A 16,159-nucleotide genomic window follows, 5' to 3' on the forward strand; every position below is an offset into this window, starting at 1 on the left:
GCTCCTGCCCACCGGAAGGGGCCGGAGCGGGTCTGACATACATGTGTCCACGGTGTTGCCTGGCCGTCATACCGGCCGGCGGGGTGAATTCGGGCAAAGCCATGTCTTGCTTACGATCTTAAATATGTGAATACTTCAGTCAATCGGCCGGTTTCCCCAGGTCGGCCGGTTGTCCCCGGGTGCGTTCTCGTGACGCCACCCGTCACCCCCTTCCGGAGGTTGTTACATGCGACCCACGAGGTCTCTGCTCCGCCGCACCGCCGCCGTCGCCATGGCCAGCACCCTGGTCACCGGCGCGCTGCTGGGCGTGCCCGCTCAGGCGGCCCCCACCTCGCCCGCATCCCCCGACTCGGCCGCCAGCCTGGCCGACCGCCTCGGCGACCGTGCCGCCGGCACCTACGCCGACGCCAGCGGCAAGATGGTCGTCGCGGTCACCGACGACGCCGCCGCCCGGCAGGTTCGCGCCGCCGGCGCCACCCCGAAGCTGGTCACCCGGGGTGCGGCCCAGCTCCGGTCCGCCACCGCCGAGCTGGAGCGCTCGGCGAAGATCCCGGGCACCGCGTGGTGGACCGACGCGGTCACCAACCAGGTGGTCGTCTCGGTCGACAGCACCATCACCGGCGCCAAGCTCGCGCAGGTCAAGGCCGCCGCCGCCCGTACCGGTGGTGCCGTCCGCGTCGAGGCCGAGGCCGGGGTGCTCAGCACCCGGATCTCCGGTGGCCAGGCGATCTACACCGGCGGTGGCCGCTGCTCGCTCGGCTTCAACGTCCGCAACAGCGCCGGCCAGACCTTCTTCCTGACCGCCGGTCACTGCACCAACATCGGCTCGACCTGGTACTCGAACTCCGGCCAGACGTCCGTGCTCGGCACCCGTACCGGCACCAGCTTCCCGGGCAACGACTACGGCATCGTCCGGCACAGCAACGCCGCGAACGCGACCGGCAACGTCTCCCTCTACAACGGCAGCTACCAGGACGTCACCGGCGCCGCCAACGCCTTCGTCGGCCAGAGCGTGCAGCGCTCCGGCAGCACCACCGGCCTCAAGGGCGGCTCGGTGACGGCCACCAACGCCACGGTGAACTACGCCGAGGGCTCGGTCTCCGGCCTGATCCGCACCAACGTCTGCGCGGAGCCGGGCGACAGCGGCGGCTCGCTCTTCTCCGGCACCAGCGCCGTCGGGCTCACCTCCGGCGGCAGCGGCAACTGCACCTCCGGCGGCACCACGTACTTCCAGCCGGTCACCGAGCCGTTGAGCGTCTACGGCGTCAGCATCATCTGATCCACCTCGTGAGGCGGGCCGTCGGGACACCGGCGGCCCGCTTCGCGCGTCGTGGATCACCCGACCGGCCGGGCCGACGCGGGCCGCTCGCGACGCCCGCTCGCTGACCGAGGGGTCGGCCACCGGCCGCCACTGCTGCCCACCCAGACGTGAGCAGGGGGACCTGTCATACCGCAGGCGTGGGAAGGGGCCCTTCCTTACCCCGCAACCGGGCGGGTGGGGCGGCTGACAGAATGCGGGGGAGTAGACGTACCGCAGATGAGGAGACGCTAGTCGTGATCCGTACCCATGACGCCGGCAGCCTGCGCGCGACGGACGCCGGCACCACGGTGACGCTCGCCGGGTGGGTGGCCCGCCGGCGCGACCACGGCGGTGTCATCTTCGTCGACCTGCGCGACGGCTCCGGCGTGGTCCAGGTGGTCTTCCGTGAGGAGGACGCGCACGCGTTGCGCAACGAGTTCTGCGTCAAGGTCACCGGCGAGGTGACCCGGCGTCCCGAGGGCAACGACAACCCGGAACTGCCCACCGGCGAGATCGAGGTGACCGCCGCCGCGCTGGAGGTGCTCTCCGAGGCCGCGCCGCTGCCGCTGCCGGTCGACGACCAGGTCGAGGCCGGCGACGACATCCGGCTGCGGTACCGCTACCTGGACCTGCGCCGCAGCGGCCCGGCCAACGCCCTGCGGTTGCGCTCCCGGGCCAACCAGCTGGCCCGGGGGGTGCTGCACGAGCGGGACTTCCTGGAGATCGAGACGCCGACGCTGACCCGGTCCACCCCGGAGGGCGCCCGGGACTTCCTGGTCCCGGTCCGCCTCCAGCCGGGCAGCTGGTACGCGCTGCCGCAGTCGCCGCAGCTGTTCAAGCAGCTGCTGATGGTCGGCGGCATGGAGCGGTACTACCAGATCGCCCGCTGCTACCGCGACGAGGACTTCCGGGCCGACCGCCAACCGGAGTTCACCCAGCTCGACATCGAGATGTCCTTCGTCACCAAGGACGACGTGATCGAACTCGGTGAGGCGATCGTCTCGGCGCTGTGGAAGGACCTGGCCGACCACGAGATCTCCCGGCCGATCCCGCGGATCACCTGGCACGACGCGATGGCCCGGTACGGCTCCGACAAGCCCGACCTGCGCTACGGCGTCGAGCTGACCGAGCTGACCGAGTACCTGCGCGGCACGCAGTTCCGGGTCTTCGCCGGGGCGATCGACGCGGGCGGCTACGTCGGCGCGGTGGTCATGCCGGGCGGCGCGGCGCAGACCCGCAAGGAGCTGGACGGCTGGCAGGACTGGGCGAAGGCACGCGGCGCGCGGGGCCTGGCGTACGTGGTGCTCGACGCCGAGACCGGCGAGGCACGCGGGCCGGTGGCCAAGAACCTCTCCGCCGAGCACCTGGGTGGGCTGGCCGACGCGGTCGGGGCCAAGCCGGGCGATGCGGTGTTCTTCGCCGCCGGCACCGAGGCGCGGGAGGCGCAGGAGCTGCTCGGCGCGGCCCGGATCGAGATCGCCAAGCGGGCCAAGCTGATCGACGAGAGCGCCTGGGCGTTCTGCTGGGTGGTCGACGCGCCGATGTTCGAGCGCACGGAAGAGGGGGGCTGGACGGCCGTGCACCACCCGTTCACCTCGCCGAACGCCGAGTGGGTGGACCGGTTCGAGCAGGCCCCGGACCGGGCCCTGGCGTACGCGTACGACATCGTCTGCAACGGCAACGAGATCGGCGGCGGCTCGATCCGTATCCACCGGGGTGACGTGCAGCAGCGGGTCTTCGACCTGTTGGGCATCACCCCCGACGAGGCGCAGGACAAGTTCGGCTTCCTGCTCGAGGCGTTCAAGTACGGCGCTCCGCCGCACGGCGGCATCGCGTTCGGCTGGGACCGGGTCTGCATGCTGCTCGCCGGGGCGGACTCGATCCGTGAGGTGATCGCCTTCCCCAAGACGCGCGGCGGCTTCGACCCGCTGACCGGTGCCCCCACCCCGATCACCGCCCAGCAGCGCACCGAAGCCGGCATCGACGCCAAGCCCAAGCCCACCCCCGGCACCGCCGGCCCCGCCGCCCCGGTAGCCGACCCAGTCTGACCCCCTCCCCCACCCCGGTCCCCCTTCCCCCGTCCCCTCCCCCTCCTCCCCGTGTCGTTGATCAAGAGGTTTACGTCATCATCACGCCGTGAGGTGACGTAAACCTCTTGATCGCTGCTGGGGAGTGGTGGGTGCGAGGCGGGGGCGCGGCTGGTGCACCTGTCCAGCGACGCGCTGCACGGCGGGCGTCCCGAGCCGTACGGCGACGACGAGCCGCCCAGTCCGATCCACTTCTACGGGGCGGCGAAGGCGGCGGCGGAGACCGCGGTCCGGGCGATCGACCCGTCGGCCGTGCTGGTGCGCACCTCGCTGATCGTGGGGGAGGGCAGCAAGCAGATCCAGCTCTGCCGGGACGCGCTGGCCGGCCGGGGCACCCTGTTCACCGACGAGGTGCGCTGCCCGATCGACGTCACCGACCTGGCCGACGCCGTGCTGGAGCTGGCCTCGTCGTCGTACGCCGGCCTGCTCAACGTGGCCGGCCCGGACGCGGTCAGTCGGGCCACCCTGGGGTTGCTGGTGGCCCGCCGGGACGGGCTCGATCCGGGTGGGTTGACGACCGCCGCCGGCGCGTCGTCGGGGCTGGTCCGCCCGACGTACGTACGCCTCGACTCCGCCCGCGCGGCCGGCCTGCTCCGGACCCGGCTGCGCGGCGTCACCGAACTCCTCGCCGGCTGACGGCCGGCCCGTCAGCCCCGGGTCGCGCCGACCCGTCCACCCCGGCTTGTGCCGGCCCATGGTGATCGACGCACACTTCCTGTGCACACTTATTGTGCACAGGAAGTGTGCACAGGTATTGTGCGGTCATGGCGCACGATGGAGTCACCCCCCGGCCCGTGCCGCGCGACGTGCGGATCGACAAGCGGCAGGTCCGGGTGCTGGCGCACCCGCTGCGGATGCGGCTGCTCGGTGCCCTGCGGGTCAAGGGGCCCGCCACCGCCACCACGCTGGCGGAGCTGCTCGACACCAACACCGGTGCCACCAGCTACCACCTGCGTCAGCTCGCCGAGGTCGGGCTGGTCACCGAGGCCCGCGACCGGGGCACCGGGCGGCAGCGCTGGTGGCAGGCGGCGCACGACGTCACCAGTTGGGAGCCGACCGACTTCGACGACGACCCCGACGCCCGCGCCGCGATCGAGTGGATCCAGGGCGACCAGGTACGCCTGCTCGTCGAGCACGCCGAGCGCTGGTTCGCCACCCAGCACGAGGCGACGCCCGCCTGGCGGGACGCGTTCGGCATGAGTGACATCTTCCTGACCGTGCCGCCGGCCCGGCTGGCGGCGCTCACGGCGGAGGTCTGGCAGCTGCTGGAGCGGTACCACCGCGAGGCCGAGCACGAGCCCGTCGACCCGCAGGCCCGCCCGGTGCAGGTCTTCCTGGCCGCCTATCCGCTGCTGGAGAGGTACCGATGAGCACGCTGACCGTACGGCAGGTCCGGTTGCGCTACCTCACCCTCCACGCGCTGCGCTGGCTGCCCGCCGGCCTGACCATCCCGGCGATGATCCTGCTGATGCAGGAGCGCGGCCTGTCGCTGTCCCAGATCGGCCTGGTCTCCACCGCCCAGGGCCTGGTGGTGCTGGTGCTGGAACTACCCACCGGTGGCCTGGCCGACGCGCTCGGCCGCCGGCCGGTCCTCGTCACCGCCTGGGCGGTGAGCCTGCTCTCGCTCGGCCTGTTCGCGGTGGCCGACTCCTTCGCGCTGTTCTTCCTGGTCTGGGCCCTGCAGGGCGTCTACCGGGCGCTCGACAGCGGCCCACTCGACTCCTGGTATGTCGACGCCACCCTGGCCGCCGACCCGGCCGCCGACTACGAGCCCGGCCTGGGCTTCGCCGGCACCGTGGCCGGCCTCGCCATCGCCGGTGGCGCGCTGCTCGGCGGTGGCCTCATCGCGCTCGGGCCGGTCGGGCCGGTCAGCGCCCTGACCGTGCCGGTGCTGGTCGCCGCCGTGCTCCAGGCGGTGGCCCTGGTGGCCCTGCTGCTCCTGCTGGTCGAGACCGGCCCGCCCCGGGGGCCCGGCGCGCTGCGCGCCTCGGCCGTGGCGGCGCCCCGGATGGTGGGGCAGGCCATCGGCCTGCTGCGCCGCTCCCGGGTGCTGCTCGCCCTGGTCTCGGTGGAGCTGTTCTGGGGCTTCGGCATGGTGACCTTCGAGTCGTTGCTGCCGATCCGACTGGCCGACGTGGTCGGCGACGCCGAACGGGCGGCGGCGCTGCTCGGCCCGGCCAACTCGGCGGCTTGGCTCGTCTCGGCGGCCGGTGCGGCGGCGACCCCGCTGCTGCTGCGCTGGTTCGGCGCCGCCCCCGCCGCCGCGCTGCTGCGGATCGTGCAGGGTGCCACCGTGCTCGGCATGGGACTGCTCGCCGGGCCGGTCGGGGTGCTGGTCGCCTACCTGGCCTGTTACGCCGTGCACGGGGCGTCCAACCCCCTGCACCTGGGGCTGCTGCACCGCCAGGTCGACGGGCCGTACCGGACCAGCGTCATCTCGCTGAACTCGATGATGGGGCAGCCGGGTTTCGCCCTCGGCGCGGTGCTGCTCACCGCACTGGCCGACCACCGCGGCGTCGGTACGGCGATGGTGGTCGGCGCCGTGGTGCTGGCGGTGGCCGCCCCGCTCTACCTGCCCGCCTGGTGGGCCGGCCGGCGGGCCGCCCCGGCGGGCTCCGTCGAGCCACCCGGCGCTGCGCCCCAGGATGTTCGGCGGGCCGTCCCGGCGGGCTCAGCCGAGCCACACCGAGCTGCGCTCCAGGCTTCCGGTGAAGCCGAGTCGGCGGTAGAGCCGCAGCGCCCCGACATTGTCGCGGTAGACACCCAGCGCGACGTGGTCGTACCGGGAGAGCAGGGCCCGGGTCATCCCGGCGGTCAACGCGGCCCCCAGCCCGCGACCGCGGCGGTCGCGGGCCACGGTGAGCCCGGCGACGAAACCGACGTCGCTCCGGCTGCGGTCCGCCCCGCAGGCGATCAACCGGCCGCCGTCGTGGATGCCGTACCAGTCGACGATCGTGGAGTCGCCCGGGCGTGACGAGGAGGTGGGGAAGGCGTCTCCGATCAGCGCCGCCAACGCCGGGTGGTCCGCCGCGCCGAGACGGACCACCCGCTCCTGGCCGGGCTGCGGTGGCGGGGGGACGCTGGTCCAGAGGAAGTCCCACTCGTCGACCCGGGTCGCGGCGAACCGGTCGACCAGCAGGTCCCGGGCCGTCCGGGGGAGCTGCAGGTACTGCCCGGCCCGGACGGCGCCGACGGCGGCCAGCGCCGCGACCAGCTCCACCGCGGCCCCGGCCGGGCCGAGCACGCCGCCCGCCCGGCCGTTCTCCGGCGTGACCAGCCAGGCCACCGCGCCCTGCCGGATCCAGCCGTGCGGATCGTCACCGAGCCGCAGTGAGTGCCGCACGTACGGGTGGTGGTCGGTGGCGGCCAGGACGGCGGCCCGCCCGGTGAGTTCCCGGTCGAAGTCGATCATGCGAGCAGCCTAGAACCCGGCCGGGGGTGGATCGGCCCACCAGCGGCGATCTCCACGATGGAGATTGACGAGTCGACCGATCGGGTACATCCGGGCCGACCTACTGGGAACCCCCTACCGGAGGACATACACATGCTCGCCATCCTCGCGGCCGTCGTCTTCGGCTTCGCGCTCCTGCTGGACCTCCTCAACACCAAACTCGGCGCTCCCGACCTGTTCAACTGGAACACCCTGGTGCTGATCGGCCTGCTGCTGCTCTCGCTCTACCTGGCCGGCGTCGGCAGCGGCCCGCGCGGCGGTGGCGGGGGCCGGTGGTACCGGGGCCGCCGGCCGGGTCGCGGCTGACCGCAACGGATCAGAACGGGCGGGCCCACGGCGCGATTCCGGCGTCGTGGGCCGCGCCCGGTACTGTCTTCCTGATGGATTCCGACGCCCTCTTCTCCCTCGGTGCACCCGCCGCGGCGCCCAGCGCCCCCGCGGGCTCCGTCGGCGTCGACGACTTCGCCTCGGTGGGGGAGGACGCCCCGCTGCCGGTCCGGATGCGGCCCGCGAGCATCGACGAACTGGTCGGGCAGGAACACCTTCTCGCGCCCGGTGCCCCGCTGCGCCAACTCGTCGGCGGCGGCGCGGCGCTGTCGGTCATCCTCTGGGGCCCGCCGGGCAGCGGCAAGACCACCATCGCCCACCTGGTGGCCCGGGCCACCGACCGCCGCTTCGTGGCCATGTCGGCGCTCTCCGCCGGGGTCAAGGACGTCCGGGCCGTCATCGAGACCGCCCGTCGCCAGCGCCGCTCCGGTGGCCCGCAGACCGTGCTCTTCATCGACGAGGTGCACCGGTTCAGCAAGACCCAGCAGGATTCGCTGCTCGCCGCCGTCGAGGACCGCACGGTCACCCTGCTCGCGGCGACCACCGAGAACCCGTACTTCTCCGTCATCTCACCCCTGCTGTCCCGGTGCGTGCTGCTCACCCTCCAGCCGCTGGACGACGCGGCCGTGCGTGGCCTGTTGCGCCGCGCGGTGACCGACCCGCGCGGCCTCGGTGGCGCGCTCACCCTGGCCACCGACGCCGAGGACCACCTGGTACGCCTCGCCGGCGGCGACGTCCGCAAGGCGCTGACCGCGCTGGAGGCGGCGGCGGCCTCGGCGACGGCGCTCGGCGTCGACCGGATCGACCTGGCCACCACCGAGCAGGCGGTGGACGTGGCGGCCGTGCGCTACGACCGCGACGGCGATGCGCACTACGACGTGACCAGCGCCTTCATCAAGAGCATGCGCGGTTCGGACGTCGATGCCGCGCTGCACTGGCTGGCCCGGATGCTGGTCGCCGGGGAGGACGCCCGGTTCATCGCCCGCCGGATGGTGATCTTCGCCAGTGAGGACGTCGGCCTGGCCGACCCGTCCGCGCTGTCGGTCGCCACCGCCGCCGCGCACGCGGTGGAGTACGTCGGCCTGCCCGAGGCCCAGCTCAACCTCGCCCAGGCGGTGATCCACCTGGCCACCGCGCCCAAGTCCAACTCGGCGACCACCGCGATCGGGGCGGCGATGGCCGACGTACGGGCCGGTCGGGGCGGCGCGGTGCCGCGCGGGCTGCGCGACGCGCACTACTCCGGCGCCCGGGGGCTCGGGCACGGCACGGGCTACCGCTACCCGCACGACGACCAGCGCGGAGTGGTCACCCAGCAGTACGCTCCCGACGACCTCGTCGGGACCGACTACTACCGGCCCAGCGGGCACGGTGCCGAGCGGTCGGTGGCCGCGCGGCTGCCCCTGCTGCGCCGGATCGTCCGGGGGCTGTCCGCCCCTGCGTCGCGCCCCGAGGGGCCGGTGCCGGTGGTGAACGGCCGTCACCCGTCGGGCACGGAGCACGCCGGTGGGGCGGATGAGGACGGCGGCAATGCCGCCGGGGAGGTTCAGCAGTGACATCTCGTGGCGGCGAGCAACCGCAGGACGGTCCTGACGAACGGCGTGAACCTCGCGCCAAGGGACGCCGGTGGGGTCGGGGACGCGGCGGCGACGACGCCCCGCCCGAGCCGGCCGGCGAGGAGTTCGGCTGGATCGACGACCTGCGTACGGCGAAGCAGCAGCGTACCGAACTCGGCCCGGACGGCGGCCCGGTTCCGCCGGTCCGTGGTCCGGTCCCGCCGCCCGTCGGACGGGGTCCGGCCGCGCCGCAGACCGGTCCGTCACCCGGTCCGGGGGGGCCGGTTGCTCCGCGGGTCGGCCAGCCTGTCCCGCGTTCCGACGGGTCGACGCCCGGCGGTCCCCGCCCACCGCAGCAGGGTTCCCGGCCGCAGCCGGTGCCCCCGGGCCCCCGGCCGGAGCCCGGCTCAGCGGGTGCCCGACCGGAGCCGACACCGCCGGGTGCCCGGCCGGAGTCTGCACCGCCGGGCGGTCCGCTCGCTGCTCCGTCGGGTCTGCGGCGGGAGGCGTCGACGCCCGGCGGCCCCCGTCCGGTGCAGCCCGGTGGACAACCCGACCAGCCGCCGGCTGGTGGCCCGGGTCGGTCCGTCCCGGCGTCGGCCGGGCCTGAGCCGCCTCGACCCGGCCGTCCCGCCCCCCGCCCCGACGGGCCGCCGCCGGGGCCTACACAGCCCGGCGGCCAGGCCGCCCCGCCGGTCCGCGGCGCGGGTTGGCCCGCAGCCCCCGAACAACGCCCCCGCCCGGGTGAAGGACCCTGGCCGGGTCCGGCTTCGGTCGGCCGTCCCGGCCCGCAGCGGCCCGAGGAGCCGTCTCACCCCGACCCCGCCGGCGGCTCCGGCCCGGCTCGTGCTTCGGTCCCCGGCGCTGGTCCTGGCCGGGCTTCGGTCCCCGGCACTGGTCCGGCTCGTGCTTCGGTCCCCGGCTCCGGTCCGGGCCGGGCTTCGGTCCCCTCCGGTCAGGCGCCACCTGTCGGTTGGGCGGGGCCCGGTGCTCCGGCACCCGTCGGCCCCCCCGGTGTCCCGGCAACCGCCGACGAGCCCTCCGGCGCTCCGGCACCTGCCGGTCCACCCCCGGGCGGTCGGGCCGTACCCGATGAGCGGCGGGGAGTTCCGGCACCCGCCGGTCCATCCCTGCGCAGTCGCCGGACCGTGCCCGACGACCGGTCGACAGGTCGACGGCCTGGTCCGGTCGACCCGGCGGGCCGACCCGGGATGGGCCCCGTTGGTCCTCCGACCACTCCGGCGCACCCGACCGGCGCACCCCGTGCCGCGGCGGGAGCCCCGTCCGACGCCGAAGGGCTACCGGTGCCGACGGTCGGCGGGCCGCGTCCCGCCCCGACGGCACCGGGGGGTGGCGGCCCCCGGCCGGATGCGACCGCACCCGGCCCACGGGCCTCGGTCGGTCGCCGTGCCGAGGCATCGTCCACCCCTGTCCGCGATCCCGGTGAGCGGCCGGCCGCCGAGCGGGGTGGCCGCCGTCGCGCCGCCGAGCCGGACGAGCCTGTGGTGCCGCTGACCGGCAACGCGCCGCCGCTGCCCGATGTCCCGCCGACCTCGCCCGTTCCGGGTGCTCCGTCGGCCCGGTCGGTTCCCGGTGCCGGTCGGCCCGACCCGGCTGCCCGGGACGACAACGGGCGTCGCCGCCCGCCCACCGACGTCGCCGCACCAGCGGGCCGGCGGGCCCGCCCCGACGACGCCGAGGCGGCCGTCCACCGCCCCGCACCGGACGGCGACGGGCCCGTGGGTCGTCGGACCCGCCGGGACGGCGAGGAGCCGTCGGGAGGATGGCGCAGCCCGACCGAGGACGGACCGTCCGGTTCTCGGGCTCGCCCGGACGCCGACGAACCGCGGGGCCGGCGGAGTCGGCCGGACGAGGGCGGAACGGCCGGTCAGCCGGCCCCGACCGCGCCCGCCCAGGGGGACCGGCCGCGTGGCGACCGGCCTGATCGGCCGGCGGACTGGCTGCGGCAGGCCGGGCGTACCTCGCACACCGACCCCGCCCTGCGGGTGCTCAACCGGGCGACGCCGCCGGGCGGAGCGGGTCCGGCCGCCCCCGTGCGCCGGGGTGGGCCCGGTGGCCCGGAACGGACCGACATCGAGCCCGGCCCGGCCCGGCCGGATCAGCCCGGCACATCCAGGACGGTTCAGCCCAGCACATCCAGGCCGGTTCAGCCCGGGACTGCCGGGCCGGTTCAGCCCGGCCCGGCCCGTGGTGCGGTCCGCCCGACCCCGCCCGAGCGGACCCCCGGCCGGTCGGCCGGTCCCGTTCCCGGGCCGACGGGGGACGACCACCGCCCGGTCCGAGGGGCCCACCCCGATCCCGGTCCGGCACCGGACCCGACTCGGGGTCCGCGTGCCGGTGGTCCCGGGTCGGTGCCCGGGGGTCCGCGGGCTGCGGGATCGGCTTCCGTGCCGGTGCCCGGCTCTGCGCCGCCCGCGGGTGGTCCGCGTCCCGGCGGCCCCGGGCCGGCAGCACGCATGCCCGATGGTTCGGGACCGGCCGGTTCAGCGGCGGCACCGACGTCCGGCGCTCCCCGGGTCGGTGCCCCGGTCCCGGGCGGTGCCGCCGGGCCTCGCCCGGAGGGGGCCGCCGGGGCTGGCCCCCGCCCCGACGCAGCCGCCCCGGCGGGCCCGCGTCCCGGCGCACCCGACCCGAGGGCGCCGCGTCCCGGCGCACCGTCGCGCGGCACCGCCCGCCCGGATGGCTCGCTCACCGGCACCGCCCGCCCGGACAGCCCCGCCACCGGCTCGGTCACCGGCGTCGCCCGCCCGCCCGTACCCCCGGATGAACCGCGTCGTCCGGCGGGGCCGCCGGACGACGGCCGGCGCTCCGGACCGCAGTCCGATGCCGGTCCCCGGGCCACCGGTGCGGGCGGGGTCGTCGCCGCGGCGGCGGTGGCCCGGGCCACCGCGCCGAGCGTACGGCCCGGTGCCGGACCGGCGGAGTCCGTCGGCCGGGCGGCCCCGCCGGTGCGCCCGCCCGACCGGGCAGAGGCGGCAGGTGTCGCTGCCGTCCCGTCGGCCGGTCGGGTCGACGGTCCGGGTGTGGCCCGGGTGGCGCCACCGGACGGGGCTCGGTCCGATCCGGACGAGCCGACCGGCGGCGGGCCGCTGCGCCCGGCGACGGAGGACGGCCCGATGGGTGCCGACTCCGGCGGCCCGACCGGTGCCGAGCCGCGTCGCCGGACCGGGGAACGGCGTCGCCTGCGGCTGGGCATCCTGGTACTGGTCAGTGTGGTGCTGCTCGGGGCGCTCCCGCTCTACTTCGGGATGCGGACACTGAGCCGGGATCCGGTCTTCGACACCCTCGACGAGCTGGGCGTGCCGGGCTGGGCGACGGTGAAGACGGTGGACAACGTCAGCGGCAGCCGTTGGTGCCTGCAGGACTGCCGGCTGCGTGAGCGCACCGTGGATTCCGACCGCGCGCCGGAGGAGACCAACCGGGTCTACGAGCAGGCCCTGCGGTCGCAGGGATGGCGGCCGTGGAAGGTGACCCGGTGCCCGGAGCAGCCGGCCAAGGGCAGTTACACCTGCTGGCGGCGGGACGAGCTGACCCTCGATCTCTGGGTGCGGGAACCGACCTGCACGCCGCCGCCGGTGAGCGGGGAACCGGCGGTCCCGCCGTCCGCCCCGGCCGCACCCGCAGCGGGGGAGTGCACCGGTTCGTTGGTGTCGGTGAAGGTCCGCAACGCGATCGACGACGAGCGGACCCGGCCACAGCCGAGCACCGACCCGTCACTGACCGGTGAGGACCCGTTCCCGACGATCACCGATGATCCGCTCAACGGCCTGACACGCTCACCGTCCTGAGCCGGCTTCCATCACGGACGGTAGGGTCTGGGGCTGGCAGGCCCGCCTGCTCCCGATGACCCCACGGGTCACGCCGCGACGGCGGGTATCCGGGTCGCGTGTTCCGGGGCGTCGGGCCCCGGAACCCTGCTTGAGGAGGACATGCGTGGATGGTGGACAGATCGCTGCGCTGATCGCGGCCGGCGCGTTCCTGATGCTGGTGCTCGTGCTGGCGGTGCCGATCCTGCGGCTGCGCCACACCGTGGACGCGACGACCCGGATGATCAACGACCTCAACGAGCAGACCGCCCCGCTGCTGGGGGACGTCAACACCACGGTGAAGAACGTCAACGTCGCCCTGGAGCAGGTGCAGACCTCCCTCGACGGGGTGAACCTCCAGTTGGCGAAGGTCGACACGATGACCAGCCACGCGCAGAACGTCACCGCCAACGTGGCGAACCTGGCCACCGTCGTCTCGGCCGCCGCGGCGAACCCGCTGGTGAAGGTGGCGGCCTTCGGGTACGGCGTCCGTCGGGCCGCCTCGGCCCGGCGTACCGCGGAGACCGAGCGTGAGGTGCGCGACACCATCAAGCAGCAGCGTCGGGCTGCCCGGCGCGGCAACAGCTGACCCGGCCGGCGTCGCACAGGAGGAATGAGACATGAGGCGACTTTTCTGGCTCGGCATCGGGCTGGCCGTGGGCGTGCTGGTGGTCCGCAAGGCCACCCGGACCGCCCAGGCGTACACCCCGGCCGGGATCGCCAGTGGGCTGTCCGAATCCGCTGGCGGTCTGGTCGAGTCGCTGCGTAGCTTCGTGGAGGACGTGCGGACCGGGATGGCCGAGCGCGAGCAGGAGATCCACGAGGCGTTCGCCCGAGGTGAGGCGTTCGACGACCAGTTCGCCGAGCTGCGGGAGGACCCGCGTATCGGTGACCGAGAGATCTTTCCGGAGGAACACCAGCGATGAAGACGGCGGAGATCAAGCGGCGGTACCTCGCCCACTTCGAGGCGAACGGTCACACCGTGGTGCCGTCCGCTCCGCTGCCCGCCATCAGCGATCCGAACCTGTTGTTCGTCAACGCCGGCATGGTGCAGTTCGTCCCCTACTTCCTGGGGCAGCAGACCCCGCCGTACCGGCGGGCGGTCAGTGTGCAGAAGTGTCTGCGTACGCCGGACATCGACGAGGTCGGCAAGACCAGCCGGCACGGCACGTTCTTCCAGATGAACGGCAACTTCTCCTTCGGCGACTACTTCAAGTCCGGGGCGATCCCGCTGGCCTGGGACCTGGTCACCAAGCCGGTCGCCGAGGGCGGCTACGGGCTGGACCCGGAGCGGATCTGGCCGACGGTCTACCTCGACGACGACGACGCGTTCGAGATCTGGCGGTCGGTGGGGGTGCCGGCCGAGCGGATCGTCCGCCGGGGCAAGGCGGACAACTTCTGGTCGATGGGCATCCCCGGCCCGTGCGGGCCCTGCTCCGAGCTGTTCTACGACCGGGGCCCGGAGTACGGCCGCGAGGGTGGTCCGGCGGTCGACGAGGACCGTTACATGGAGTTCTGGAACCTGGTCTTCATGCAGTACGAGCGGGGTCCGGGCAGCGGGAAGGAAGATTTCCCGATCCTGGGTGACCTGCCGGCGCAGAACATCGACACCGGCATGGGCCTGGAGCGGATGGCCTCGATCCTCCAGGGCGTCGACAACCTGTACGAGATCGACGAGGTGCGGCCGATCCTGGACCGGGCCGCCGAGCTGACCGGCAAGCGGTACGGCGCGCACTCCGGGCACGTGGCCAGCGAGTCGCACCCGGACGACGTACGGCTGCGGGTGGTCGCCGACCACGTGCGCACCGCGCTGATGTTGATCGGTGACGGGGTCACCCCGAGCAACGAGGGGCGTGGCTACGTGCTGCGCCGGATCATGCGGCGGGCGATCCGGGCGGTGCGGTTGCTGGGCTGGCAGGAGCGGGCGCTGCCGGAGCTGCTGCCGGTGGCCCGGGACTGCATGTCCCCGTCGTACCCGGAGCTGGCCCAGGAGTTCGACCGGATCTCCCAGTACGCGTACGCCGAGGAGGACGCCTTCCTGTCCACGCTGCGGGCCGGCACCACGATCCTGGACACCGCGATCGCGGAGACCCGGGCGGCGGGGAAGCCGGCGCTCTCCGGCGACAAGGCGTTCCAGCTGCACGACACCTACGGCTTCCCGATCGACCTGACCCTGGAGATCGCCGCCGAGCAGGGCCTCCAGGTCGACGCCGAGGGCTTCCGCCGGCTGATGGCCGACCAGCGCAACCGGGCCAAGGCCGACGCGCAGGCCCGCAAGACCGGGCACACCGACGTGTCGGCGTACCGGTCGGTGCGCGACGACGGCGGCGCGGTGGAGTTCACAGGCTACACCGAGCTGACCCGGGAGTCCCGGGTCCGGGCGCTGCTCAGCGGTGGCGCGACGGTCGGCGCGGCGGTCGAGGGGGACACCGTCGAGCTGGTGCTCGACACCACCCCGTTCTACGCCGAGGGCGGCGGCCAGCAGCCCGACCAGGGGCTGATCACCGTCGGTGGCGGCCAGGTCGAGGTCTTCGACGTGCAGCAGCCGGTGCCGGGGCTGATCGTGCACCGGGCGAAGGTGGTCCGGGGTGAGGTGCGAGCCGGGGAGACCGGCTACGCGGAGATCGACGTGACCCGACGGCGGGCGATCTCCCGGTCGCACACCGCGACCCACCTGGTGCACCAGACCATGCGTAACTTCCTCGGCGAGTCGGCCACCCAGGCGGGTTCGTTGAACGCGCCGGGTCGGCTGCGGTTCGACTTCAACACCCCGACCGGGGTGTCGCCGAGCGTGCTGCACGACGTGGAGCAGCAGGTCAACGAGGTGCTGCTGGCCGATCTCGAGGTCAACGCCTTCATCACCACCCAGGAGGAGGCGCGGCGGATCGGCGCGATGGCGCTGTTCGGCGAGAAGTACGGCGAGCGGGTCCGGGTCGTCGAGGTCGGCGACTACGCCCGGGAGCTGTGCGGCGGCACCCACGTGGCCCGCTCGGCCCAGCTCGGTTTGGTGAAGATCCTCTCCGAGGCGTCGGTGGGTTCCGGGGTACGCCGGATCGAGGCGCTGGTCGGCATGGACGCGTTCGGCTTCCTGGCCCGCGAGCACCTGCTGGTCTCCCGGCTGGCGGAGCTGTTCCGGGTGCCCGGTGAGCAGGTCGCCGACCGGGTGGAGCAGACCGTCACCCAGCTGCGCGACGCCGAGAAGGAGTTGGAGAAGCTCCGCGCCCAGTTGGTGCTGGGCGGGGCGGCGGCGCTGGCCGGGCAGGCGAAGGACGTCCGCGGGGTGGCGTACGTCGGCACCGAGGCGCCCGAGGGCGCGGCCGGCAACGACGTGCGGACCCTGGCCCAGGAGATCCGCGGCAAGATCGACCCGGCGCGGCCGGCGGTGGTCGCCGTGGCGGCCCGATCGAACGGCAAGGCATCCCTGGTGGTGGCCGTGAACGCGGCGGCCCGGGGACGCGGCCTGGCGGCGAACGACCTGGTGAAGGCGGCCTTCTCCGGTCGGGGTGGCGGCAGCCCGGACGTCGCGCAGGGTGGTGGCCTGCCCGCCGCCGAGGCGCCGAAGCTGCTGCTCACGGTCGAGAAGGCGATCGCCGACGCGTGACGGGGAAGCCAGT

General features: G+C 74.4%; 11 protein-coding genes and 1 pseudogene. 11 read left to right on the top strand and 1 reads right to left on the bottom strand.

Annotated elements, in window-relative coordinates:
- Window positions 1-226 precede the first annotated feature (226 nt).
- The 5 genes and pseudogenes from ACIG87_RS11730 to ACIG87_RS11750 form a co-directional block, all read left to right on the top strand.
- Window positions 227-1,279: a S1 family peptidase gene (locus ACIG87_RS11730; protein WP_396850419.1), complete on the top strand. Its 1,053-nt coding sequence runs from the start codon at window positions 227-229 to the stop codon at window positions 1,277-1,279.
- A gap of 275 nt (window positions 1,280-1,554) precedes the next feature.
- Window positions 1,555-3,348, top strand: a complete 1,794-nt coding sequence (aspS, locus tag ACIG87_RS11735; RefSeq protein WP_396850421.1) for an aspartate--tRNA ligase — start codon at window positions 1,555-1,557, stop codon at window positions 3,346-3,348.
- Window positions 3,349-3,465: 117 nt separating this feature from the next.
- Window positions 3,466-4,023 carry a sugar nucleotide-binding protein gene (locus ACIG87_RS11740; RefSeq protein ID WP_396850564.1) on the top strand — a complete coding sequence of 186 codons (558 nt, stop codon included), beginning with the start codon at window positions 3,466-3,468 and terminating at the stop codon, window positions 4,021-4,023.
- A 128-nt stretch (window positions 4,024-4,151) separates the two neighbouring features.
- Window positions 4,152-4,757 carry an ArsR/SmtB family transcription factor gene (locus tag ACIG87_RS11745; protein ID WP_396850423.1) on the top strand — a complete coding sequence of 202 codons (606 nt, stop codon included), beginning with the start codon at window positions 4,152-4,154 and terminating at the stop codon, window positions 4,755-4,757.
- A pseudogene (locus tag ACIG87_RS11750) lies at window positions 4,754-6,070 on the top strand (MFS transporter); the annotation flags it as partial. The gene ACIG87_RS11745 and the pseudogene ACIG87_RS11750, both read left to right, overlap by 4 nt.
- Here the strand turns inward: ACIG87_RS11750 and ACIG87_RS11755 are convergent.
- Window positions 6,059-6,799 carry a GNAT family N-acetyltransferase gene (locus ACIG87_RS11755; RefSeq protein WP_396850425.1) on the bottom strand — a complete coding sequence of 247 codons (741 nt, stop codon included), beginning with the start codon at window positions 6,797-6,799 and terminating at the stop codon, window positions 6,059-6,061. The pseudogene ACIG87_RS11750 and the gene ACIG87_RS11755 overlap by 12 nt on opposite strands.
- 132 nt (window positions 6,800-6,931) lie before the next feature.
- On the opposite strand from ACIG87_RS11755, the gene ACIG87_RS11760 reads away from it, so the two are divergent.
- From ACIG87_RS11760 to alaS, 6 genes are all read left to right on the top strand, one after another.
- Complete coding sequence (locus ACIG87_RS11760; RefSeq protein WP_396850427.1) at window positions 6,932-7,144, top strand: hypothetical protein; 213 nt, start codon at window positions 6,932-6,934, stop codon at window positions 7,142-7,144.
- Window positions 7,145-7,218: 74 nt separating this feature from the next.
- A complete protein-coding gene (locus ACIG87_RS11765) occupies window positions 7,219-8,718 on the top strand; it encodes a replication-associated recombination protein A (protein ID WP_396850428.1) in 1,500 nt (499 codons plus the stop codon).
- A gap of 3,137 nt (window positions 8,719-11,855) precedes the next feature.
- Entirely contained in the window at window positions 11,856-12,527 is a 672-nt protein-coding gene (locus ACIG87_RS11770) for a hypothetical protein (RefSeq protein ID WP_396850429.1), read from the top strand.
- A gap of 145 nt (window positions 12,528-12,672) precedes the next feature.
- Entirely contained in the window at window positions 12,673-13,134 is a 462-nt protein-coding gene (locus ACIG87_RS11775; RefSeq protein ID WP_067312329.1) for a DUF948 domain-containing protein, read from the top strand.
- A gap of 31 nt (window positions 13,135-13,165) precedes the next feature.
- Window positions 13,166-13,471, top strand: coding sequence for a hypothetical protein (locus ACIG87_RS11780; protein ID WP_396850430.1), 306 nt, complete (start codon window positions 13,166-13,168; stop codon window positions 13,469-13,471).
- Complete coding sequence (gene alaS, locus ACIG87_RS11785; RefSeq protein WP_396850432.1) at window positions 13,468-16,146, top strand: alanine--tRNA ligase; 2,679 nt, start codon at window positions 13,468-13,470, stop codon at window positions 16,144-16,146. Before ACIG87_RS11780 ends, alaS begins: the two co-directional genes overlap by 4 nt.
- Window positions 16,147-16,159: the final 13 nt, after the last annotated feature.

The organism is Micromonospora sp. NPDC051925, assembly GCF_044548625.1.
Classification (GTDB): domain Bacteria; phylum Actinomycetota; class Actinomycetes; order Mycobacteriales; family Micromonosporaceae; genus Micromonospora.